Annotated in this window: 19 protein-coding genes; 10 read left to right on the top strand and 9 right to left on the bottom strand. The window is 62.6% G+C overall.

Annotated elements, in window-relative coordinates:
- Positions 1-10 precede the first annotated feature (10 nt).
- Together GJV37_RS25640 and GJV37_RS25635 are read left to right on the top strand one after the other, a co-directional pair.
- On the top strand, positions 11-529 hold the full coding sequence (locus GJV37_RS25640) for a nitrate reductase cytochrome c-type subunit (protein WP_065086422.1): 519 nt from the start codon (positions 11-13) through the stop codon (positions 527-529).
- Positions 530-538: 9 nt separating this feature from the next.
- Positions 539-1,138, top strand: coding sequence for a cytochrome c3 family protein (locus GJV37_RS25635; protein WP_024763129.1), 600 nt, complete (start codon positions 539-541; stop codon positions 1,136-1,138).
- Between the two features lie 152 nt (positions 1,139-1,290).
- Here GJV37_RS25635 and GJV37_RS25630 read toward each other — a convergent pair whose 3' ends face one another.
- Together GJV37_RS25630 and GJV37_RS25625 are read right to left on the bottom strand one after the other, a co-directional pair.
- Complete coding sequence (locus tag GJV37_RS25630; protein ID WP_193453070.1) at positions 1,291-2,499, bottom strand: lytic murein transglycosylase; 1,209 nt, start codon at positions 2,497-2,499, stop codon at positions 1,291-1,293.
- The gene (locus tag GJV37_RS25625) at positions 2,496-3,167 is read right to left on the bottom strand and encodes a polysaccharide lyase family 7 protein (RefSeq protein WP_084358930.1); all 672 of its coding nucleotides are present in this window, start codon (positions 3,165-3,167) and stop codon (positions 2,496-2,498) included. Before GJV37_RS25625 ends, GJV37_RS25630 begins: the two co-directional genes overlap by 4 nt.
- Before the next feature lie 182 nt (positions 3,168-3,349).
- Here GJV37_RS25625 and GJV37_RS25620 point away from each other — a divergent pair, with 182 nt between their 5' ends.
- On the top strand, positions 3,350-4,150 hold the full coding sequence (locus GJV37_RS25620) for a dienelactone hydrolase family protein (protein ID WP_193453069.1): 801 nt from the start codon (positions 3,350-3,352) through the stop codon (positions 4,148-4,150).
- 238 nt (positions 4,151-4,388) lie between these two features.
- Positions 4,389-5,138, top strand: a complete 750-nt coding sequence (locus tag GJV37_RS25615; protein ID WP_084358928.1) for a 4'-phosphopantetheinyl transferase family protein — start codon at positions 4,389-4,391, stop codon at positions 5,136-5,138.
- Positions 5,139-5,281: 143 nt separating this feature from the next.
- Here GJV37_RS25615 and modC read toward each other — a convergent pair whose 3' ends face one another.
- The 6 genes from modC to GJV37_RS25585 form a co-directional block, all read right to left on the bottom strand.
- Positions 5,282-6,385, bottom strand: coding sequence for a molybdenum ABC transporter ATP-binding protein (gene modC, locus GJV37_RS25610; RefSeq protein WP_037017925.1), 1,104 nt, complete (start codon positions 6,383-6,385; stop codon positions 5,282-5,284).
- Between the two features lie 7 nt (positions 6,386-6,392).
- Complete coding sequence (gene modB / locus GJV37_RS25605) at positions 6,393-7,073, bottom strand: molybdate ABC transporter permease subunit (protein WP_170859728.1); 681 nt, start codon at positions 7,071-7,073, stop codon at positions 6,393-6,395.
- Positions 7,074-7,090: 17 nt separating this feature from the next.
- On the bottom strand, positions 7,091-7,846 hold the full coding sequence (modA, locus tag GJV37_RS25600) for a molybdate ABC transporter substrate-binding protein (protein ID WP_170859729.1): 756 nt from the start codon (positions 7,844-7,846) through the stop codon (positions 7,091-7,093).
- Between the two features lie 205 nt (positions 7,847-8,051).
- Positions 8,052-9,677, bottom strand: a complete 1,626-nt coding sequence (locus GJV37_RS25595; RefSeq protein WP_205896496.1) for an ATP-binding protein — start codon at positions 9,675-9,677, stop codon at positions 8,052-8,054.
- A 220-nt stretch (positions 9,678-9,897) separates the two neighbouring features.
- Positions 9,898-10,452 carry a GNAT family N-acetyltransferase gene (locus GJV37_RS25590; RefSeq protein WP_170859730.1) on the bottom strand — a complete coding sequence of 185 codons (555 nt, stop codon included), beginning with the start codon at positions 10,450-10,452 and terminating at the stop codon, positions 9,898-9,900.
- Between the two features lie 3 nt (positions 10,453-10,455).
- The gene (locus GJV37_RS25585) at positions 10,456-11,160 is read right to left on the bottom strand and encodes a response regulator (protein ID WP_065086427.1); all 705 of its coding nucleotides are present in this window, start codon (positions 11,158-11,160) and stop codon (positions 10,456-10,458) included.
- A 784-nt stretch (positions 11,161-11,944) separates the two neighbouring features.
- On the opposite strand from GJV37_RS25585, the gene GJV37_RS25580 reads away from it, so the two are divergent.
- From GJV37_RS25580 to GJV37_RS25565, 4 genes are all read left to right on the top strand, one after another.
- The gene (locus tag GJV37_RS25580; protein WP_038803422.1) at positions 11,945-14,833 is read left to right on the top strand and encodes a ribonucleoside-diphosphate reductase subunit alpha; all 2,889 of its coding nucleotides are present in this window, start codon (positions 11,945-11,947) and stop codon (positions 14,831-14,833) included.
- 322 nt (positions 14,834-15,155) lie between these two features.
- Positions 15,156-16,403, top strand: coding sequence for a ribonucleotide-diphosphate reductase subunit beta (locus tag GJV37_RS25575; protein WP_024763120.1), 1,248 nt, complete (start codon positions 15,156-15,158; stop codon positions 16,401-16,403).
- 125 nt (positions 16,404-16,528) lie between these two features.
- The gene (locus tag GJV37_RS25570; RefSeq protein WP_193453068.1) at positions 16,529-17,731 is read left to right on the top strand and encodes a hypothetical protein; all 1,203 of its coding nucleotides are present in this window, start codon (positions 16,529-16,531) and stop codon (positions 17,729-17,731) included.
- Positions 17,732-18,067: 336 nt separating this feature from the next.
- Positions 18,068-18,538, top strand: coding sequence for a BRO-N domain-containing protein (locus GJV37_RS25565; RefSeq protein ID WP_193453067.1), 471 nt, complete (start codon positions 18,068-18,070; stop codon positions 18,536-18,538).
- A gap of 1,138 nt (positions 18,539-19,676) precedes the next feature.
- Here the strand turns inward: GJV37_RS25565 and ycaC are convergent.
- Positions 19,677-20,306 carry an isochorismate family cysteine hydrolase YcaC gene (ycaC, locus tag GJV37_RS25560; RefSeq protein ID WP_170859732.1) on the bottom strand — a complete coding sequence of 210 codons (630 nt, stop codon included), beginning with the start codon at positions 20,304-20,306 and terminating at the stop codon, positions 19,677-19,679.
- Between the two features lie 359 nt (positions 20,307-20,665).
- On the opposite strand from ycaC, the gene GJV37_RS25555 reads away from it, so the two are divergent.
- Together GJV37_RS25555 and GJV37_RS25550 are read left to right on the top strand one after the other, a co-directional pair.
- Positions 20,666-20,887 carry a DUF1654 domain-containing protein gene (locus GJV37_RS25555; RefSeq protein WP_024763117.1) on the top strand — a complete coding sequence of 74 codons (222 nt, stop codon included), beginning with the start codon at positions 20,666-20,668 and terminating at the stop codon, positions 20,885-20,887.
- A 52-nt stretch (positions 20,888-20,939) separates the two neighbouring features.
- The gene (locus tag GJV37_RS25550) at positions 20,940-21,653 is read left to right on the top strand and encodes a hypothetical protein (protein ID WP_169887419.1); all 714 of its coding nucleotides are present in this window, start codon (positions 20,940-20,942) and stop codon (positions 21,651-21,653) included.
- Positions 21,654-21,685 lie beyond the last annotated feature (32 nt).

Here is a 21,685-nt window from a genome sequence, read left to right as displayed (position 1 = left end):
GGAACGCGCGATGAAACCGATACTGCCCGTCCTGCTCCTGCTGCTCTTCGCCCTTCCGGCGCTGGCTGACGACGTCAACTACCCGCTGGACGCCCCGGCCCCGGATGGCCGCCGCCCCGGCGGCACCATCGCCGAAGACCGCCCGGCGCCGCCGCTCGCTGCCGACGAGAACAAGGACATCCGCCGCGAACGCGCCTATCCGGAACAGCCGCCGACCATCCCCCATACCATCGCCGGCTACCGCATCGACACCAACTCCAACAAGTGCCTGTCATGCCACAGCCGCGCCAACAGCGCGCGGGTGCAGGCGCCGATGATCAGCATCACCCACTACATGGATCGCGACGGCCAGGCGCTGGCGGCCGTGGCGCCCCGGAGATACTTCTGCGTGCAATGCCACGTGCCGCAGAAGGACGTGCAACCGCTGGTGGGCAACACCTTCGAGGATATCGACAAGATCCTCCAGCGCGACGCGGCCGCCGGGAAGTCCGCCAGCAACGACGATGGCACATCCACCGGCAACCCCTGAGGAGGCGTCATGAAAGCACTATTCGCCTGGCTCAAGGGTTACTGGGTCGTCCTGCGCCGGCCCAGCGTGCATTACAGCCTGGGCTTCCTGACACTGGCCGGGTTCATCGCCGGGATCATCTTCTGGGGCGGCTTCAACACCGCGCTGGAGGCCACCAACTCCGAGCAGTTCTGCACCTCATGCCACGAGATGCGCGACAACGTCTTTGCCGAACTCAAGGACACCATCCACTACACCAACCGTTCCGGTGTGCGCGCCACCTGCCCGGACTGCCACGTGCCGCACAAGTGGACCGACAAGATCGCCCGCAAGATGCAGGCGTCCAAGGAGGTCTGGGGCAAGATCTTCGGCACCATCAACACACGGGAGAAGTTCCTCGACCATCGCCGCGAACTGGCCGAACACGAATGGGCACGCCTGAAGGCCAATGACTCACTGGAATGCCGCAACTGCCACAACTTCCAGTTCATGGACTTCACCCGCCAGAGCCAGCGCGCCCGACAGATGCACTCCACCGCCCTGGCCTCGGGCGAGGCCACGTGCATCGATTGCCACAAGGGCATCGCCCACCACCTGCCGGACATGACGGGGGTGAAGGGCTGGGATTAAGCCTTGCCTGACGCCCGATCACGGACAACGCTCGCTCCCACCTGGGCCTGCTCTCCCGTGGGGAGCGGACTCCGGCGACACCGACCCCATCTCCGCCACAAACGAAAAGCCCCGGCCAGTGCCGGGGCTTCACTTGAGTCAGAAGGGATCAATCAACCGCCCTTCAGCGCCTTCAGAATCTTTTGCCCTGCACGCCCATCTGCCGGCGTCAGGCCCAGCTTGTTCTGCTCCTGCTGGATCGCCTTGCGCGTCACGTCGCCGATCATTCCATCCGCCTGGCCGATGTCGTAGCCGCGCTGGATCAGCAGCTCCTGCAACTCCTTGCGCTGTGCCCGGCTCAGCCCCGGATCGTCGGTCGGCCAGGCGGTGCGCAAACCGGGCTCGCCGCGCAGGCGATCCGACAGCAGGGCGATGGCCAGCGCGTAGCTTTCCGCCGCGTTGTAGGAATAGATCGCGTCGTAGTTGCGCAGGACCAGGAAGGCCGGCCCGTTGGCGCCGGCCGGCAGCAGGATGGCGGCCTTCGAGTCGATGCTCGGAATCGGCTGGCCGTCGATGCGCTTCACGCCACGGCTGGTCCAGTCGGACAGCGCCCGGCGCTTGGTGCGCCCGGCCAGCGAGGCATCGAAGCCCGCCGGCAGTTTCACCTCGTAGCCCCAGGGCTGTCCTTCGCGCCAGCCAGCCTTGCGCAGGTAATTGGCAGTGGACGCCAGGGCGTCGGCGGTGCTGCCCACCAGATCGCGGTGGCCGTCGCCGTCGAAGTCCTCGGCGATGCGCGCATAGGTCGACGGCATGAACTGCGTCTGGCCAAAGGCGCCAGCCCAGGAACCGGTGATCCCGCTGTCACGGATATCGCCCTGCTGCAGCAGCTTCAGAGTGGCAATGAACTCGCCCTGGAAGAACGACTGTCGCCGCCCGTAGCAGGACAGCGTGGACAACGACACCAGCAGCGGGCGCTTACCGGTGATGCGCCCGTAATCGCTTTCCACTCCCCACACCGCGACCACAGTCGCCGGGTCGACCTGATAGCGCGCGGCGACCTTGCGCAGCAGGTCGGCGTGCTCGGCCATGCGCGCCTTGCCGTCGGCGACGCGCTGGTCGTCCACCAGCCCGGCCAGGTAGTCCCAGATCGGCGTGGTGAACTCCGGTTGCGCATCGAGCAGTGGCAGCACGGTCATGTCCGGCTGCAGGCCCTGGGTGAACTGCGCAAAACTGGCAGCGCTGACGCCCTTGGCCTGGGCAGCGCCCTGCAGGCGGTTCAGGCAGGAACCGAAATCGTCGCCCTGCGCAGCCTGCGCCAGTGCCGCCGGCAGCAGCAGAGACAAGGCCAGGGAAGCGCGACGCGCGATGGAGGAAGTCTTCATTGGTGTCGAATGCTCAGATCGGTGAAGGTAGCGCGCCCGCCCTCGCTGGCGGGCCCGCGATTGTCCTGCAGGTAGAGGCCTGCCTTGAAGTACAGGCCCTGATAGGCCCATTTCGTATCCAGTTGCTGACTGACCTGGCCATCCTGGACCTGCACGCTCAGCACCCCGCTGCTGGACACGCCCAGCCGGTAGGTAAAGGTATCGCCCAGGGGGATGCCGTCATAGACGGTATAGGTGCGCGTGGTCATGTCGTCAGGCCGATCGCGAACCAGCGCCTGTACCCGCGCCTTGTCCAGGCGCTGCTGGTAGACCAGCTTGACCAGCGGCAGGGCCTCGGCGCTGCCGCTGCCATTGCTGTGGATCTGCCCGATCACCATGCGCCGGCTGGACGGCACGGCCTCCACGCGCAGGGTGGCGACCATCTGGTTCTCCGCCAACGGGTAGCGCCAGGTCACCAGGCGGCCGTCCGGCCTGGTCTCGCGCAATTCGGTGCGGGGATATTCGCTGCCGCTGGTGTGAGCGCCGTTCACCGGCACCCAGAACTCCACGCCATCGGCGCTGCGGCGAAAATACGGGCTCTCGTAGTCACGGCCGAGTTTCGCCGTGGAAATGGTCGCGGCCGGGCCGCGTTGGGGAATGGTCAGATTCCAGGTGCTCAGGTCCAACATCGGCCTATCGCTTCGCGGGTCAGGACATGGGCGCAAGGGTAGACGAGGCTGCCGGACTTTTCACTGGTCCGGGCGTCTATCGTCCAGCCGGCAACCGCGCCCTTGAGCGGCTGCGCGTACGATACACGGGCGTTTTCCGCGTCAGCGGCTATCGTCAATGTTCCCCGCTCAGGAGTCTCGCCATGCGCCTGCTCACCGCCCTGCTGCTGTTCGCCTTCGCGGCCAGCGCTTCCGCCGCGATCAAGACCCAGGAAATTCCCTACGAATCCACTGACGGCACGAAGATGATCGGCTACTTCGCCTATGACGACGCCAAATCCGGCATTCGCCCCGGTGTCATCGTCGTCCATGAGTTCTGGGGACTGAACGACTACGCCAAGCGCCGCGCCCGCGATCTCGCCGCACTGGGCTACAGCGCACTGGCCATCGATATGTACGGCAACGGCAAGCACACCGACCACCCCAATGATGCCAAGGCCTTCATGGCCGAGGCGCTGAAGAACGCCGACGCGGCCAAGGCACGCTTCCAGGCCGGGCTGGAACTGCTGAAGAAGCAGCCGCAGACCGACCCGAGCAAGATCGCCGCGATCGGCTACTGCTTCGGCGGCAAGGTGGTGCTGGACATGGCCCGCGCCGGCCTGCCGCTGGCCGGCGTGGCCAGCTTCCACGGCGTGCTGGCGACCCAGACGCCGGCGCAACCGGGGGCGATCAAGGCAAGGATCCTGGTCGAACATGGCGGCGCCGACACCCTGGTGCCGGCCGAGAGCGTCGCAGCCTTCAAGGCCGAGATGGACAACGCCAAGGCCGACTACAAGCTGGTGGTCCAGCCCGGCGCCAAGCACAGCTTCACCAGCCCGGACGCCGACAAGCACAAGGGCCATGGCCTGGACGTGGGCTACGACAAGACTGCCGACCAGAAGTCCTGGGCGGACCTGCAGGCCTTCTTCAAGGAAATCTTCGACGTGAAGCCCGAGGGCGCGTAAAAACGCCGGGCAATAAAAAACGGGAGCCCATTCGGGCTCCCGCACTCAATCAAGTGTAAAGGTCGGAGCCCACCGTGGCGGCACTCCAACAACAACCTCACCTGCGTCCCCTTGGGAACGCGGGGCGCAGTGTGTCAAAGCTTGTCGGATGAATCCGTACGCCTTTGGTGAAGGTTTGCAAACGAATGTAAGTGCCGCGTGACTGGTGGGCCACGTTCTGGCGCGGCAGAATGTTCCCATGACCGCCCTTCCCGACTTCTGCACCCCACTCGACGCCGACTGGCCGCTACCCACCCTTCTGGACGGCTGCCAGATCCGCAGCACCCGTTTCGACCGTCAGCGTCTGCAGGCCGGGGACTTCGCGCTGAGCCGCGTCGAGGCGCCGGCCAATATCCAGCGTTCCGTTGCCAAGCGTCAGGCCGAGTACCTGGCCGGGCGAATCTGCGCCCGTGAAGCGTTGCTGGCCGCAGGCAGCGCGGCCTGGGTGCCCGGTACGGATGAAGAGCGAGCGCCGGTCTGGCCGGCAGGCTTCTGTGGCTCGATCACCCATGGCGACGGTTGGGCCGCGGCAATAGTCGCCCGTGACAGCCACTGGCGCGGGCTCGGACTGGACGTGGAAAACCGCCTGGAAACCACGCGAGCGGAGCGACTGGCCGCGGAAATCCTGACGCCCGACGAACTGGCGCGCCTCGACCCGCAGCAGGCGGCACTGCAGGTCACCCTCACCTTTTCCCTCAAGGAGAGCCTGTTCAAGGCGCTCTTCCCGCTGGTGCGCAAGCGTTTCTACTTCGAGCACGCCGAGCTGCTGAGCTGGTCCGCCGGTGGCCACGCACGTCTACGCTTGCTCACCGACCTGTCCGAGGAGTGGCACCATGGCCAGGAGATCGATGGGCAGTTCAGCCTGTTCGATGGCCGTTTGTTGAGCCTGGTAGCGATTCCTTCGGTCAAGGGCAGCAGCCAATCGGTCCGGCACGGCGCCAACCTGTAGGAGCGCGCCATGCGCAGGATCGCTGGCATGGCTCGCTTGTCCCTATGAAATAGGCCCGGGCTCGGCCCTCCCCTGAAGGGAGAGGGAAATCCCAAGCACGAACTTTCGCAGACAGGTACTCCCGAGGGGAGCTTCTGAGCCAATCAGGCCAATAACGCCACCGACTTGATCTGCGCCCAAACCGCCTGCCCCGTCTGCAACCCGAGGTGGTCGTGGGAGTAGCGCGTGATGCGGGCGAGCAGAAGCGTTCCGGCCACGTCGAGTTTCACCAGCAGGTGCGCCGGGTTCTCCGTCGGCACTATCTCGACCACCGTCGCCGGCAAGACGTTGAGGATACTGCTGTGCGCCGCCGGCTCCAGGCTCAGACTGACATCCCGCGCCTGCACCTTGATGCGCAGCGCCCGGCCCTTGTCCATCGGTGCGTGGGCCAGGCGGATGCGTTGCTCGCAGTGCGGTAGCGCCAGGGTCAGCAGACCGTAGCCGGCGTTGTGCTCGAGCACCTGGCCGTCGATTACCACGCCGGCGTCTTCCAGGTGAGAGAGAGGCAGGTCGGTGCGCGCCAGGGTTTCCACCACCGGACCGCTGGCGATGGAGCGCCCCTGGTCCAGCAGCACCAGGTGATCGGCCAGCCGAGCCACTTCGTCCGGCGAGTGGCTGACGTAGAGGATCGGGATATCCAGTTCGTCGTGCAGGCGTTCCAGGTACGGCAGGATTTCCGCCTTGCGCTTGAGGTCCAGCGCCGCCAGTGGCTCATCCATCAGCAGCAGACGCGGGCTGGTCAGCAGCGCGCGAGCGATGCCGACGCGCTGGCGTTCGCCACCGGAGAGATGCACCGGCATGCGCTCCAGCAGATGGCCAATCCCCAGCAGCTCGGTGGCCTGTTTCAGCGCCACGCGATGCTGGTCGCGCGGCACGCGCTTCATGCCGTAGGTAAGGTTGCGCTCCACCGACAGGTGCTCGAACAAGTTGGCGTCCTGGAATACATAGCCCAGCGCTCGCTTGTGCGGCGGCAGGAACACAGCGGTCTCGCTGTCCTGCCAGACCTCGCCATTCACCACCAGCCGGCCGAGCGGCGCGCGCTCAAGGCCCGCCACGCAGCGCAGGCAGGTGGTCTTGCCGGAACCGGAATGGCCGAACAGTGCAGTCACGCCCTTGCCCGGCAATTGCAGGTCGACGTCCAGGCTGAAGCCCGAATAGGCAATCTGGAAGCGGGCTTCGATGGCGCGCACGGGAATATCCTGCTGCATGCCCACCTCAGGCCCAGGCCGACCGGCCGCGGCGGCTCGCGTAGAGCGCCAGCAGGACGAAGAAGGAGAAGATCACCATGCCGCCGGCCAGCCAATGCGCCTGGGCGTACTCCATGGCCTCGACGTGATCGAATATCTGTATTGACACCACGCGGGTCTTGCCCGGAATGTTGCCGCCAATCATCAGCACCACGCCGAACTCACCCACCGTATGGGCGAAGCCGAGGATGCTGGCGGTGATGAAGCCCGGCCGCGCCAGCGGCAGGACCACCGAGAAGAAGGTATCCAGGGGGCTCGCACGCAGTGTGGCGGCGGCCTCCAGCGGTTTGTCGCCGATCGCCTCGAAAGCGTTCTGCAACGGCTGCACCACGAAGGGCAGCGAATAGAATACCGAGCCCACCACGAGCCCGGCGAAGGTGAACGGCAGCCGCCCCAGGCCGAGGCTCTCGGTCGCCTGACCGATGAAGCCGTTGGGCCCCATGGTGATCAGCAGGTAGAAGCCGATCACCGTCGGCGGCAGCACCAGCGGCAGCGCCACCACCGCTCCCAGCGGACCTTTGAGCCAGGAGCGGGTGCGCGACAGCCACCAGGCGATCGGTGTGCCGATCAGCAGGAGGATCAGGGTGCTCAGGGCGGCCAGCTCGATGGTGAGCCGGATGGCCAGGAAATCCTCCTGCGTGAGGGGCATCGCTGTTCCTTAGAAGCTTAGAGTTCGTAACCGTAGGACTTGATCACCGCGGCGGCCTTCGGCCCTTTCAGGTAATCGACCAGCGCCTTGGCGGCGGCGCTGTCCTTGGCCTTGTTGAGGATCACGGCGTCCTGGCGGATCGGGTCGTGCAGGTCAGCCGGGACGATCCAGGCGGAACCGCTGGTCACCTTGCCATCCTTGTAGATCTGCGACAACGCCACGAAGCCCAGCTCCGCGTTGCCGGTGGAAACGAACTGGAAGGCCTGGGTGATGTTCTGGCCTTCGACGATCTTGCCGGCGACCTTGTCCTTGAGGCCGAGCTTGTCGATCACCTGGGTAGCCGCCAGGCCGTAGGGCGCGGCTTTCGGGTTGGCGATGGACAGGTGCTTGTACTCGTTCTTCTTCAGCACCTCACCCTTGGCATCGACGTAGCCGTCTTTTGCCGACCACAGTGCCAGGGTGCCGATGGCATAGGTGAAGCGCGAACCGGGGACGATTTCCTTCTCGGCTTCGAGTTTCTTCGGCGTGCTGTCGTCGGCGGCGAGGAAGACTTCGAACGGCGCGCCGTTCTTGATCTGGGTGTAGAACTGGCCGGTGGCGCCGTAGACGGCGACCAGCTTGTGGCCGGTGTCCTTCTCGAAGTCCTTGGCGATCGCCTGGATCGGCGCGGTGAAGTTGGCTGCCACGGCGACCTGCACTTCATCGGCCAGCGCCGAGTGCAGGGTGAAGCAGGAAGCGACCAGCAGGGACAGGCTTGCGAAGCGGTGTTTCATGGTGAGGCTCCAGTGGGTTGTTGTTATCGAGCATCGGAATGGCTGGCCGTGCCTCTCGCTCGCTATAACAAAAATTACATAACGATGGCGATGACTCTGCAATACCCCTGATGGGATAGCAACATCAATGGAAGTGTTCGTGCAGAGCAGGCGCGCCATCAGCCGTGAATGGGGCCGTAGCATTCTGCATTTTCTGACCCACAGATCAAATACTGTCTTCGACCTTCGGTGCCTGGCGGCGCGGCCACAGCAGCGTGAAGCATGCCCCGCCGAGCACTTCGCTTTTGGCGATCTGCGCGCGGCCGCCGTGCCAGTGGATGATCCGCCGCACGATGGAAAGCCCCAGCCCATGCCCGCCGGTGACCCGCGCGCGGCTGTCGTCGGCACGGAAGAACGGCTGGAACAAACGGTGCCACTGCGCTTCGGGAACCCCAGGGCCGTCGTCTTCCACGTCGACCTGGCAGCGATCCACACTCACCCGGTAACTCACCCGCACCCGCCCTTCGGCGTAGCGCAGCGCATTGGTCATCAGGTTCTGCAGGGCACGATGCAGGTAGCGCGGCTCGGCCTCGATCCAACTGCCCTGGTCGAACGGCACCAGCGCACCCGCTTCGCAGGTGACGGTGATTTCCCGGCGCAGCGGCGCGATCTCCGCCACCACCTGTTCCACCAGCGCGCCCAGCTCGATGCGCTGGTAGCTCAGCGCCGGCGAGCCCTGCTCCAGGCGCGCGTAGGTGAGCATCTCGTCCACCAATTGGTCGAGGTCCTGGATGTCGCCATCCATGCCCTCCATGTACTTGCGTCGCGCCGTGTCGGTCTCGGCGGACTCGATCATCTCCAGCCCGAAGCGCAGTCGCGCCACCGGCGTGCGCAGCTCGTGGGACACCGCGCGCACCAGCTCGCGCTGCACCGTCAGCAACAGGTGCAACTGCTCGGCCATGTGGTTGAAGGCCCCGGCGAGGCGCCCCACCGAGTCCGCGCCGCGCACTTCCACGCGGGTATCCAGGCTGCCACGGGCGATGCGCGTGGCGGCGGACTCGAGGCCGCGCAGGCGCTGCTCCAGCCCGCTGATCAACAGGTACAAGGTCAGGCCGATGAGCGTCAGCGCCACGACCACGATGATCGTCAGCAACTGCGGCGGGTAGGGATTCATCTGGTAGATCGGTCCCAGCTCCAGCACCCAGGGCGTGTCGAGGATGCCCGAGAGCACGCGGATCGAATCGCCGCCCTTGCCCAACGCCATTACCGTATCGCCCTCTTCCACCCGGCGGCTCTGGTCGTCGTCGAGGTCGACCTCCTTCAGGCGCAGCAGGTGCACCTCGAAGCCGAAGCGCTTGTCGCGGACGATGCGCGCCAGGTGATACGGCTGCTCGCTGGCCGGGTAGCGCTTGAGCTCGTCCATCAGCAGGTAGATGGTCGCACGCGCCAGCTGCTCGCTGACCTGCTCCACCTCGCCGGTGAGGATCAGCCCTTCGGCCGCGCTCACCTGGGTCATCACCTTGACTTCATGGGGCGCGCCGGACTGCACCAGCACCTGGTCGTTCATCAGCCGCGCCCGGCTGCGCCCTTCCATGCCCAGCGCATCCAGGCTGGTGAGTTTCAGCGGAATACCCAGCAGGCGGCTCCACTGGCTCAGTGCGCGCTTGCGGTCCACCTCGCTCATGGGCAGCAGCTCGTCCGCCATCAGGCGGAAGGTGCCGCGCGCCAGGTCCTCGCGGTAGCGCTCGCCGCGCACGTCGTTGACCAGGTGCAGGGTCAGCACGGCCAGCGCGGCGACCGCCACCAGGGTCAGCAGCATGCCGCCGTAGATGCGCAGGAAGATGGATTTCATCGGGGGGAATTCCCCCTGGGTTCGGCACTCCTGGGGAGCCCCCTCACCCTAGCCCTCTCCCAGGGGGAGAGGGGACTGTGCGGAGTGCGCATGAAGCCTGGCGCTACAGTAATGCCGCTCGGTTGGCGTCGAGTCAGGCAGGATGAAACCGAACCGACAGCCAGCACGGACAGCCCCCTCTCCCCTTGGGAGAGGGTTGGGGTAAGGGCCAGCGCCCGCCTCACTCAGCTGCCTCCGAGTTGAGCAACCCGTAATTGTCCAGGCTGAGGAACGCGCCGTCCTTCACCTCGCACTCACGCCGCCGACCTTCCAGCGTGAAGCCCTGGCGCAGCAGTAAGCGGCCGCTGGCAAGGTTCTCCGGCTCCACCTCGGCCTCGATGCGGTGCACGTTCATGTCTTGGAAGGCATGGCGGAAGATCAGCGGCAGGCACTCGCTCATCACGCCCTGCCCCCAGTGCTCGGGCAGCAGCCAGTAGCCCAGTTCCAGGCGGCGGTGTTCCTGCTGCCAGTTGTTGAAGCCGCAGCCGCCGATGATGTCCTCGGGGGCGTCCGGCCGGCAGATCGCCCACCAGATGCCGCTGCTCTCGTTATAGATGCGCTCGAACCATTCCATCTGCTCGCGGGTGGCTTCCAGCGTCGCGTAGGAGACGCCGTAGTAGCGGATCACCTCGGGGTGCGACAGCGCGCGGAATACCGCCGGCTGGTCGGCATCGATGAAGGCGCGCAGGCGGAAGCGCTCGCCGTGCAGCTCGGGGAACGGTGGCACGGCGCTCACGGCTCAGAGCTCCCCGACGAACAGGTAGCCCTTGCTGCGCACCGTCTTGATCAGGCGCGGGTGCATCGGGTCGTCGCCGATCTTCGGGCGGATGCGCGAGATGCGCACGTCAATGGAGCGGTCCTGGCCGTCGTACTCGATGCCGCGCAGGGAATTGAAGATTTCCTCGCGGGAGAGGATGCGCCCGGCATTGGCCGCCAACAGCCAGAGCAGGTCGAACTCGGCGCTGGTCAGCTCGATGGTCTGCCCGTCCAGCCAGGCCTCGCGCATGGCATTGTCGATCACCAGCTTGCCGAAGGTCAGGCGCTTGCCGGCAACGGCCGGCACGGCCTCGGCCGGCTCGCTGCGCCGCAGCAGGGCGCGGATGCGCGCCAGCAGCACGCGCGGGCGCACCGGCTTGCACACGTAGTCGTCGGCGCCCATCTCCAGGCCCTGCACCTGGTCCATGTCGTCGGTGCGCGCGGTAAGCATCAGGATCGGCCCGTCGTAGTCCGGGCGCAGGCGCTTGCAGATGGACAGCCCATCCTCACCCGGCAGCATCAGGTCGAGCACTACCAGGTCCGGCCGCTCGGCCAGCACCCGCTCCACCGCCCTGCCGCCGTGGGACTCGATGGACACCGCCAGGCCGTTGCTCTCCAGGTAATCCTGGGTCAACTCGGCCAGTCGCTGGTCGTCCTCGACGATGAGAATGCGCGCTTCTTGTTCCACCTTGCCTCCTGATGCGCCATGAGCGAGCGCGAGCACTCTTACTAACAGAGAGTAACTATAGAGTGCCCGCAAAAGCGGCCGGCATTGTAGCCAGATTGCCAGCGCTGCGGCACGCCACCGGCGTAAGCAGGCATTGCGCGAAAAGGTCAAGGGCTGCGCGGTGAGAAACACTACATATTGTGGTAGTGTTCCTTCCCGCACAGCCCCTCCGATGCGTGTGAAAAATCTCTCATCAACCACGACGAACGGTGAAAGGCAGACAGCATCAGGGATAGCGCGAGTTACCCCGCCTCACCCACATTCCATGCACATTTTATCCACAGCTTTTCCCCGTCTCCCCGCCTTGCAAACACCCCCATAGCGCATTATCTTGTATCCCCGTTGCGGCATACCCCTACATCTTGGGGTTGCCACCACGAACCGGACACAAGAAGAAAGTCGAAATCCCGAGCCTGTTCCACGGCTCCTCCGGTTCCACCACAACGTATTCCAGACGTACTGAGGTGCCAGGCGGCCCAGCCCGCAAGGAGCGATTCATGTCGATGGAAATGCGGTACGGGTGTTGCAACGTAACGTTCAACACCACTAGGTATTGTGGTCCCGGCCCGTAAAGCCGGCACCCGAGTTGGGCCAGGGAGGCGCTTCGGGTCATTCCCCCTGTTCCAGACGAATTCCAGCTCGCGGCTGCAATCGCGGGCGACTGCTCTTTTTGCTCTTTATTTTCGGGACGGCGCCTCTGGCGTCAGCAACACACCAAATTACGAGAACGTGGAGACAACCACCCATGCAAATCGACACCACTCGCGAGAACCCGCAGGCCAACGCGCCGCAGGCCGCCGAATCCGCACAGGATCTGGCCGCCACTGCGCCCGGCCAGCTGCGCGTGATCAAGCGCAACGGCACCGTAGTTCCCTACACCGATGACAAGATCACCGTAGCCATCACCAAGGCGTTCCTCGCCGTGGAAGGCGGCACCGCCGCCGCCTCGTCGCGCATCCATGAGACCGTGCGCCGCCTGACCGAACAGGTCACCGCGACCTTCAAGCGCCGCATGCCCTCCGGTGGCACCATCCACATCGAAGAGATCCAGGACCAGGTCGAGCTGTCCCTGATGCGCGCCGGCGAGCAGAAAGTCGCCCGCGACTATGTGATCTACCGCGAAGCCCGCGCCAACGAGCGCAAGACTGCCGGCAACGCCAGCGACATCGCCCAGCCGCACCCGAGCATCCGCATCACCAAGGCCGACGGCAGCACCCAGCCGCTGGACATGGGCCGCCTGCAGACCATCATCCGCGAAGCCTGCGAAGGCCTGGCCGAAGTCGATGGCAGCCTGATCGAACGCGAAACCCTGAAGAACCTGTACGACGGCGTCGCCGAGAAGGACGTCAACACCGCCCTGGTGATGACCGCCCGTACCCTGGTCGAGCGCGAGCCGAACTACTCCTACGTCACCGCCCGCCTGCTGATGGACACCCTGCGCGCCGAAGCCCTGGGCTTCCTGGGCGTCGCCGAGAGCGCCACTCACCACGAGATGGCCGATCTCTACGCCAAGGCCCTGGCCGCCTACGTCGAGAAGGGCTCCGAGTTCGAGCTGATCGACAGCAAGCTCAAAGGCTACGACCTGGCCAAACTGGGCGCCGCGATCAACCACGAGCGCGACCAGCAGTTCACCTACCTCGGCCTGCAGACCCTGTACGACCGCTACTTCATCCACAAGGACGGCATCCGTTTCGAACTGCCGCAGGTCTTCTTCATGCGCGTGGCCATGGGCCTGGCCATCGAAGAGAAGGACCGTGAAGCTCGCGCCATCGAGTTCTACAACCTGCTCTCCTCGTTCGACTACATGTCGTCGACCCCGACCCTGTTCAACGCCGGCACCCTGCGTCCGCAGCTGTCCTCCTGCTACCTGACCACCGTGCCGGACGACCTGTCGGGCATCTACAACGCGATCCACGACAATGCCATGCTGTCGAAATTCGCCGGTGGCCTGGGCAACGACTGGACGCCGGTGCGCGCGCTGGGCTCCTACATCAAGGGCACCAACGGCAAATCCCAGGGCGTCGTCCCCTTCCTGAAAGTGGTGAACGACACCGCCGTCGCCGTTAACCAGGGTGGCAAGCGCAAGGGCGCCGTCTGCGCCTACCTGGAAACCTGGCACCTGGACATCGAGGAATTCCTCGAACTGCGCAAGAACACCGGTGACGACCGTCGCCGTACCCACGACATGAACACCGCGAACTGGATTCCGGACCTGTTCATGAAGCGCGTCTTCGACGACGGCAAGTGGACCCTGTTCTCCCCGTCCGAAGTACCGGACCTGCACGATCTGACCGGCAAGGCCTTCGAAGAGCGCTACGAGTATTACGAAGCCCTGACCGAGTACAACAAGATCAAGGTGTTCAAGGTCGTCCAGGCCAAGGACCTGTGGCGCAAGATGCTCTCCATGCTCTTCGAGACCGGCCACCCGTGGCTGACCTTCAAGGACCCGTGCAACCTGCGCAGCCCGCAGCAGCACGTGGGCGTGGTCCACAGCTCGAACCTGTGCACCGAGATCACCCTGAACACCAACAAGGACGAGATCGCGGTCTGCAACCTGGGCTCGATCAACCTGGTCAACCACATCGTCGACGGCAAGCTGGACACCGCCAAGCTCGAGAAGACCGTGAAGACCGCCGTGCGCATGCTCGATAACGTTATCGACATCAACTACTACTCGGTCCCGCAGGCTCGCAACTCGAACCTCAAGCACCGCCCGGTAGGCCTGGGCATCATGGGCTTCCAGGACGCGCTGTACCTGCAGCACATCGCCTACGGCTCGGACGCGGCCATCGAGTTCGCCGACAAGTCCATGGAAGCGGTGAGCTACTTCGCCATCCAGGCTTCCTGTGACCTGGCCGACGAGCGTGGCGCCTACGAGACCTTCGACGGCTCCCTGTGGTCCAAGGGCATCCTGCCGCTGGACTCCCAGCAGATCCTCATCGAAGCCCGTGGCCAGAAGTACATCGACGTCGACCTCAGCGAATCCCTCGACTGGGCTCCGGTCCGTGCCCGCGTACAGAAAGGCATCCGTAACTCGAACATCATGGCCATCGCGCCGACCGCGACCATCGCCAACATCACCGGCGTATCGCAGTCCATCGAGCCGACCTACCAGAACCTGTACGTGAAATCGAACCTCTCCGGCGAGTTCACCGTGATCAACCCCTACCTGGTTCGCGACCTGAAAGCGCGCGGCCTGTGGGACCCGGTCATGGTCAACGACCTGAAGTACTACGACGGCTCCGTGCAGCAGATCGAGCGCATCCCGCAAGACCTGAAAGACCTGTACGCCACCGCCTTCGAAGTCGAGACCAAGTGGATCGTCGACGCCGCCAGCCGCCGCCAGAAGTGGATCGATCAGGCCCAGTCCCTGAACCTCTACATCGCCGGCGCCTCGGGCAAGAAACTGGACGTGACCTACCGCATGGCGTGGTTCCGTGGCCTGAAAACCACCTACTACCTCCGTGCCCTGGCCGCCACCAGCACCGAAAAGTCCACCATCAACACCGGCAAGCTGAACGCCGTGTCCGCGGGTGGCAACGATGGCCTGCAAGCCGCCGCTGCCGAGCCGCAACCGGCTCCGGTACCGCAGGCCTGCTCCATCGACAACCCGGACTGCGAAGCCTGCCAGTAATGGAGTAAGCGGTCCTCGGAACGGTCCGCGCGTCGTTGCCCGGCAGGTCGGCCCCCATCACGTACAGCCGTACGCTCAGGGTCTCCGACCTACCAGGCGCCTAGCGCGGCCTCGCTCCGAGGCACCGCCAGAACTCCGCAGCTTCACAGTCCCCTCTCCCTCTGGGAGAGGGCTAGGGTGAGGGGCTCTTAAGGCCCCGTCTCCCTCAGAACAACAGCCTCCTCCGTCGTGAACGGAAGACGCACAAGCTCTTAGCGTGCACACCACGCCATCAGACATCAGGCCGCCACAGAGCAGCCCACAGAACCAGGAGAGGAAGCCCATGCTGAGCTGGGACGAATTCGACAAAGAAGACGCCACCGAAGCCAAGGCCGCCCCGGCCGTCGCCCAGGCCGCCGCGCAGAACGCTGACAAACTCGACGCCGACGCCGCAGGCTCCGTCGAAGAAGCGCGCGCCGTATCCGCCAACGACTCCGACGCCGTCGCCCGTGCCAAGCAGGCCCTCGACGCCCTGGACATCCAGGAAGGCCTGGACGATCTCGAAGGCTCCGCCGCCCGCGTACAGGTCGGCGACAAGCAGATGATCAACGCCCGCGCCGACCTCAACCAGCTCGTACCCTTCAAGTACGACTGGGCCTGGCAGAAGTATCTGGATGGTTGCGCCAACCACTGGATGCCCCAGGAAGTGAACATGAACGCCGACATTGCCCTGTGGAAGAGCAAGGACGGCCTCAGCGAAGACGAACGCCGCATCGTCATGCGCAACCTCGGCTTCTTCTCCACCGCCGACTCCCTGGTGGCCAACAACCTGGTGCTGGCCGTGTACCGCCTGATCACCAACCCCGAGTGCCGCCAGTACATCCTGCGCCAGGCCTTCGAGGAAGCGATCCACACCCACGCCTACCAGTACTGCATCGAATCGCTGGGCATGGATGAAGGCGAAATCTTCAACATGTACCACGAGATTCCTTCGGTCGCGAAGAAAGCCTCCTGGGGCCTGAAGTACACCCGCTCGATCTCCGATCCGCAGTTCCAGACCGGCACCCCGGAAACCGACCGCCAGTTCCTGCGCAACCTGATCGCCTACTACTGCGTCCTGGAAGGCATCTTCTTCTACTGCGGCTTCACCCAGATCCTCTCCATGGGCCGCCGCAACAAGATGACCGGCACCGCCGAGCAGTTCCAGTACATCCTGCGCGACGAATCCATGCACCTGAACTTCGGCATCGACGTGATCAACCAGATCAAGATCGAAAACCCGCACCTGTGGGATGCCCAGATGAAGGACGAGGCCACCCAGATGATCCTCCAGGGCACCCAGCTGGAGATCGAATACGCACGCGACACCATGCCGCGCGGCGTACTGGGCATGAACGCAGCGATGATGGAGGACTACCTCAAGTTCATCGCCAACCGCCGCCTGACCCAGATCGGCCTCAAAGAGGAATACCCGGGCACCAGCAACCCGTTCCCGTGGATGAGCGAAATCATGGACTTGAAGAAAGAAAAGAACTTCTTCGAGACCCGCGTGATCGAGTACCAGACCGGCGGCGCGCTGAGCTGGGACTGACGGAAGTAGTAGCACCACCGCAAGTCAAGACCATTAGAAACGCTGTAGACCGAAATGGATTTTTGGGGCAGTGATAGAAAGACAAAAGCCCCGCCTTTGTGCGGGGCTTTTTATTGAGAAGAAAAATGGATAACAGAGAAGAACTAAAACACTACATCCAAGAGCTACAAGAGCAATACAAAGCCCGAGAAAGCAAAAACGGAATCACCCTATGGGGCATTGGCGCAGGAATAATCTATATTTCCTGGCAGATACTCTCAAAAATAGCCGCCCTACAGCAAATTCAAGATTTCGCCCAAGAAACCATGGAGCTCATTTCAATAATTAGCTCTATAATTGCCTGCTCTCTAATACTGGCAATTGATTATTCACAAAATTCACAAAATACCTTCGACTACAGAATATCTCCAAACTACAAAAACATCACAGTAACAACAAACATAGCCATCATACTTGCACCAGTTATAGCATCATGCTTTGCCTACGCGTATCTCATTGATAGCAGCAAGACAGCTTTTTATCAGAAATTATCTGGCTATGCATTTCTCGCCTTATTTTCACTTATAGCTGCCGCTGAAATTAGTATTGCAATAAAGAAAAACATGCCGGATGCCTCAGCAATATCCAATTCGAGAACTGATCTACCCACGACCATATCTTTGCTCTGTACAGCTTTCTTTTTCGCCAGCATGGGAGGGATTGGAGTCTGGAAAATTGTAGACGGCGTTATTTCTAACCACTTCTCTCAAACCTGCATAGAAGTAGCATTTAACATCTGCCTGATTCCGGCATGCATATTCATTGCAAAATCCATTCGTAACAGCAATCAAAAAAGCACTAACCTCAGCAAACTGCAGCGAGACATATACATACACAACATTAGCACAGGCGAAATAGAAAACAGATTGAAGGAAGAGTTCATTGGATTCCAGTTCGATGAATGGCTTCAAAGCGAAATAAGCAAGATCCAGCAAAAAACTGAAGCATTCTCAAAAATAGTTCAAAATTATGACAACACAAGGGAGGCAATCACTTCAATCCCTTCAAACCTAAAGTATGAGATTGACGGACACAAAAGAGAGTACAGTGAAAATCTGTACCGATCGTTCACTGAGTACCGAAATGAGTTCTCAACATTAACATCATGGATTGACAAGACCCTTAAAAACAATGTTAAAAAAGACCCATACTTAAAGAGCCGCCTAACAGAAATACGAGAAACTTTAGAAAAAATAGACAAAAAAAATTACAACACTCTAGAAGAAATAGCGAATGACTTAAACAGTCTTCATGCGAATACAAAAGACTTATTAGAAGAAGGCAATTGACGCCAGAAATTCATCCCTTTACTCTCTCGTCCGGCGCCTAAGAAACGCCTGTCACGTAGCGGCCTGACCGCTCCCGAAAGTTAAGCGGCTTTTTCGAGCACGCTGGATTGATTCGTCCTCGAAAAACCCTCTGCGACGTCGGGAGTGGGCTAATACAAGACCCGAAAGGGGAATACGTCCGGCCCTCTACGTGGGGTTTCTTAGCTCCCGGCACCCAGCCCTAAGAAAGCTGGCCACATCACGTAGAGGTAATGGAAATGCCTGTCACCCCCAGCCTTCGCCCCGAAGGCGCTTCGCTGTACCCGCCTTCTTCGCCCTCCTTCCCGGAGGTGCGCCATGTCTGAAGAGTTCCTGATCCCCACCGAATTCATCCGCCACAAGCGCCTGCTGCGCGCCGTGCTGCTGGAAGACCAGTGCTGGTTCTGCGCCCACGACCTGGGCCGGTTGATCGGTTCGCCCTATCTGGCCGAGCGCGTGGAGCGCAACCTGGATGATGATCAGTTCCGCCGCGCCTGGGTGCGCGATGGCAGCGGCGATTACGTCGATGAGCTGCTGATCAGCGAGTCGGCGGTGTATGCGGCGTTGATTCACTTCTTCCATCCGGAGAATCGCAGCGTGCGGCAGTGGTTGTCGCAGCAGGTGATTCCGACACTGCGCGACCAGCACCGCACTGACCTGGGCGAGCCACGCCGAGAAATGTTGCGTGGGCCGACGGAGTCGTTGTCGGTGTTGAAGTGGCAAGGCGTGTTGTGGGTGCCGTATCGGCAGTGGCCGGAGCTGAGTGCCCGGCTGGAGAGTGGTGCGTAGGATGGTGTGGAGCGGAGCGATACCCATCGCTCTGCTCGCCCCTTCACTGCGGTGGTCTCACGTGGGAGCGGACTTTGTCCGCGGTGTTCTTGCCTGTGGTCAGGTGTTCAGCGCCGCTTCGGCGTGCGCACGGGCTTTTTGTTTCGCCCCCTCGGGCGACCCACTTTGGCAAACGCCCCAAAGTGGGCAAAGGTCTTGCCCCTCCATCCGGCTTTTCGCTTCGCGAAAAGTACCCTCGGTTCTTCGGAGTTTCAGGGGCCCGCGGCGAAGGGCCGTCCCTGGCCCATCGGCGCTCTCGCGACATCCATGTCGCTCAACCCCTGAAACTCCGATCACCTTCGGCCTCCTGAAAGGGGCACTCGGAGTGCGCGGGTGTTTCTCTGGAAGACTCACAAAAAGCCAAAGCGAGAGCCGGAGCCGGAGCCGGCAACTTTGTAGGAGCGAGCTTGCTCGCGAACCGCACTCTGCCGCCGCCCGGCAATGGCCGTTTTAGGATGGGGCGGGCGGCGCTCCGCGAGATTGCGATGCCCATGCTGTCCGTGCGTGGGCATTGATGGGTATCGCTGCGCTCCACGCCATCCTACGTTCGTGCTCCGCCGTGATTGCGATATGGATGGAAACTCCGGGCGCAGGCGAAATTCGATAGCCACTGCACAGCTCTGGCTCTGGCTCTGGCTCTGGCTCTGGCTCTGGCTCTGGCTTGATAAGTCTTCCAGAGAAACACCCGAGCACTCCGAACGCCCCGTTCAGGAGGCCTCGTTGAATTGGAGTTTCAGGGGTTGAGCGGCATGGATGCCGCGAGAGCCGCGATGGGCCAGGGATGGCCCTTCGCGGCGTGCCCCTGAAACTTCGATTCAACGAGGGAATTTTTCGCCTAAGCGAAAAACCGGATGTCCGGGGCAAGACCTTTGCCTCCTTTGGGGCGTTTGCCAAAGGAGGTCGCCCGAGGGGGCGAAACAAAAAGTCCAAGCGCACGCCGGTGCGACGCGGGTAACCAAGGCGCGAAGCAGACACATCGCGGACAAAGTCCGCTCCTACGAGCAGGCACCGCGCCACGGCGGTTCGCGAGCAAGCTCGCTCCTACAAAAGAAAAAGCGGAGCCCCATGCGAGGCTCCGCTTTTCGTTGTGCCGGGAGAATTACTTGCCCGCAGTCAGCGCGTTGTAGCTGGTCATCAAATTCCGATAATCCGGAATGTGATTCGAACACAGCGCCGCCAGCCCTTCGATATCGTTGCGCCAGTCGCGGTGCAGCTCACAGGCCACGCCGAACCAGGTCATCAGCTGCGCACCGGCCGCTTCCATCCGGCGCCAGGCGGCGTCGCGGGTCATCTCGTTGAAGGTGCCGGACGCATCCGCCACCACGAACACGTCGAAGCCTTCCGCCAGGGCCGACAGCGCCGGGAACGCCACGCACACCTCGGTCACCACGCCAGCGATGATCAGCTGCTTCTTGCCGGTGGCCTTCACCGCTTTCACGAAGTCCTCATTGTCCCAGGCGTTGATCTGGCCAGGGCGGGCAATGTACGGCGCGTCCGGGAACTGCGCTTTCAGCTCGGGAACCAGCGGGCCGTTGGGGCCGGTTTCGAAGCTGGTGGTGAGGATGGTCGGCAGGTTGAAGAACTTCGCCAGGTCGCCCAGCGCCAGCACGTTGTTCTTGAACTTGTCCGGATCGATGTCGCGGACCAGCGAGAGCAGACCGGCCTGGTGGTCGACCAGCAGTACAGCGGCGTTGTCTTTGTCCAGGCGGTTGTAGGTAGCTTTGGTCATGGTGAAATCCTCGATTTGCTTTCAGTGGGTGCCGGCGCTGCCGGAAAGGGTTTGGACTCGTTCTGCAGTGCGTCACTGCATGGAACAAAGATTAATTTCGACACTCTTGATGCGCCAGACGGCAAAAATCAGATCTAGCGTTCCATTTTCAGAACGATAGCGACAGACCAACCAACAACCCCGTGGCTCCCCTGGCCTGAACTCCCAGGCAAACGCCGCCCACCACTGAAGACACCGTCCCAGAGCCTTCCGGTTTCACACCCATCGGAAACCCACCTACCGATGGTCACGCAGGCCTTTACAAGAAATACTGTATTTACATACAGTATTTTCCATCCATCCCGACCTGGAGGCTTCCCATGCACGCCGCAACCTACAATCAGCTGTCCGCCCGCGTGAACGCCCTGCTGGCAGACCCGACCACCCTGAAGAACCTCGGCATCACCCTGCGCCGCGAACCCAGCGACGACTCCGCCGCCTGGAGCCAACTGGTCACCGACCTGCGCCAGGCGCCGAACCTCACCCTGCTGCCCCTGCAGGACGGCGCGATTCGCCTGGCGTGGCATAGCTGGCTGGATTGAGGCGAGAGCTGGCAAGCTAGCGCCGGAAAACTCCGCCCATGACAAGGACAGCATGCGTACCCTTAACGTCTCTTCTTTCATCTTCGGCTTGGCAATCCACTGTGCTCCGGTGTTCGCCAGCACTCTTTCTCCTGCTGCAGAGCAGCACTATGAGCAGGCTCGTTCAAGCCTGGAACAAGCGCAGCAGATGCTCGCCGATAGCAAAGGTTTCTCTGCGGGAAAACTGGAGGTGGTGATAGACAACGCCAATGCCGAATTGCAGAAAGCCACTGAACTCGGGCACCCGGCCGCCGCGCTCTTCCAAGCGCGACTCATTCTGAATATGCCAGGCAGTGACACCGAGAAACGAAGCCAAGCGTGCTCGCTGCTGGAGTCCTGGGCAAAGAAAGGTTTTGTGGCTGCCGCGGTCATGAACTTCAGAAAATGCGATCGCTCCTATCTTCGGTTTGACGATGCCAGTCCTGAACATCAGGCGGTGTTGAGGGCGCTGTCATCATCCCTCGCCGGAAGCGATCCTGCGCAGGCTTACTACCCCTTTCCGCAAGACGCCAGCCAGTGCTTCGGGGCAGGCTCTACCGAGATCGTTGCGCTATCTCAGGCGCAATTCAGAGCCGAGGCCGAATACATCCTCGGCAGCACCCAGCAACCCGAAGACGCCGATACAGCAAAGCGACTGGTGGCCTGGCTGGACGCCTCGGCAGATCATGGTTGCCAGATGGCCATGGACCCTCGCCCCTTCCTGCGGAAGTTGGCGGGAAATCAATAAGGCTGCCGTACGCCGATCCGCAAGCGCCTTAG

The organism is Pseudomonas nitroreducens, from assembly GCF_010994165.1.
Lineage (GTDB): Bacteria > Pseudomonadota > Gammaproteobacteria > Pseudomonadales > Pseudomonadaceae > Pseudomonas > Pseudomonas nitroreducens.
This window is presented reverse-complemented; position numbering and strand designations above follow the sequence as displayed.

Coding starts and splice junctions, on each gene's coding strand:
- GJV37_RS25640 (WP_065086422.1), top strand. CDS start 11: ATGAAACCGATACTGCCCGTCCTGCTCCTGCTGCTCTTCGCCCTTCCG.
- GJV37_RS25635 (WP_024763129.1), top strand. CDS start 539: ATGAAAGCACTATTCGCCTGGCTCAAGGGTTACTGGGTCGTCCTGCGC.
- GJV37_RS25630 (WP_193453070.1), bottom strand. CDS start 2,499: ATGAAGACTTCCTCCATCGCGCGTCGCGCTTCCCTGGCCTTGTCTCTG.
- GJV37_RS25625 (WP_084358930.1), bottom strand. CDS start 3,167: ATGTTGGACCTGAGCACCTGGAATCTGACCATTCCCCAACGCGGCCCG.
- GJV37_RS25620 (WP_193453069.1), top strand. CDS start 3,350: ATGCGCCTGCTCACCGCCCTGCTGCTGTTCGCCTTCGCGGCCAGCGCT.
- GJV37_RS25615 (WP_084358928.1), top strand. CDS start 4,389: ATGACCGCCCTTCCCGACTTCTGCACCCCACTCGACGCCGACTGGCCG.
- modC (WP_037017925.1), bottom strand. CDS start 6,385: ATGCAGCAGGATATTCCCGTGCGCGCCATCGAAGCCCGCTTCCAGATT.
- modB (WP_170859728.1), bottom strand. CDS start 7,073: ATGCCCCTCACGCAGGAGGATTTCCTGGCCATCCGGCTCACCATCGAG.
- modA (WP_170859729.1), bottom strand. CDS start 7,846: ATGAAACACCGCTTCGCAAGCCTGTCCCTGCTGGTCGCTTCCTGCTTC.
- GJV37_RS25595 (WP_205896496.1), bottom strand. CDS start 9,677: ATGAAATCCATCTTCCTGCGCATCTACGGCGGCATGCTGCTGACCCTG.
- GJV37_RS25580 (WP_038803422.1), top strand. CDS start 11,945: ATGCAAATCGACACCACTCGCGAGAACCCGCAGGCCAACGCGCCGCAG.
- GJV37_RS25575 (WP_024763120.1), top strand. CDS start 15,156: ATGCTGAGCTGGGACGAATTCGACAAAGAAGACGCCACCGAAGCCAAG.
- GJV37_RS25570 (WP_193453068.1), top strand. CDS start 16,529: ATGGATAACAGAGAAGAACTAAAACACTACATCCAAGAGCTACAAGAG.
- GJV37_RS25565 (WP_193453067.1), top strand. CDS start 18,068: ATGTCTGAAGAGTTCCTGATCCCCACCGAATTCATCCGCCACAAGCGC.
- ycaC (WP_170859732.1), bottom strand. CDS start 20,306: ATGACCAAAGCTACCTACAACCGCCTGGACAAAGACAACGCCGCTGTA.
- GJV37_RS25555 (WP_024763117.1), top strand. CDS start 20,666: ATGCACGCCGCAACCTACAATCAGCTGTCCGCCCGCGTGAACGCCCTG.
- GJV37_RS25550 (WP_169887419.1), top strand. CDS start 20,940: ATGCGTACCCTTAACGTCTCTTCTTTCATCTTCGGCTTGGCAATCCAC.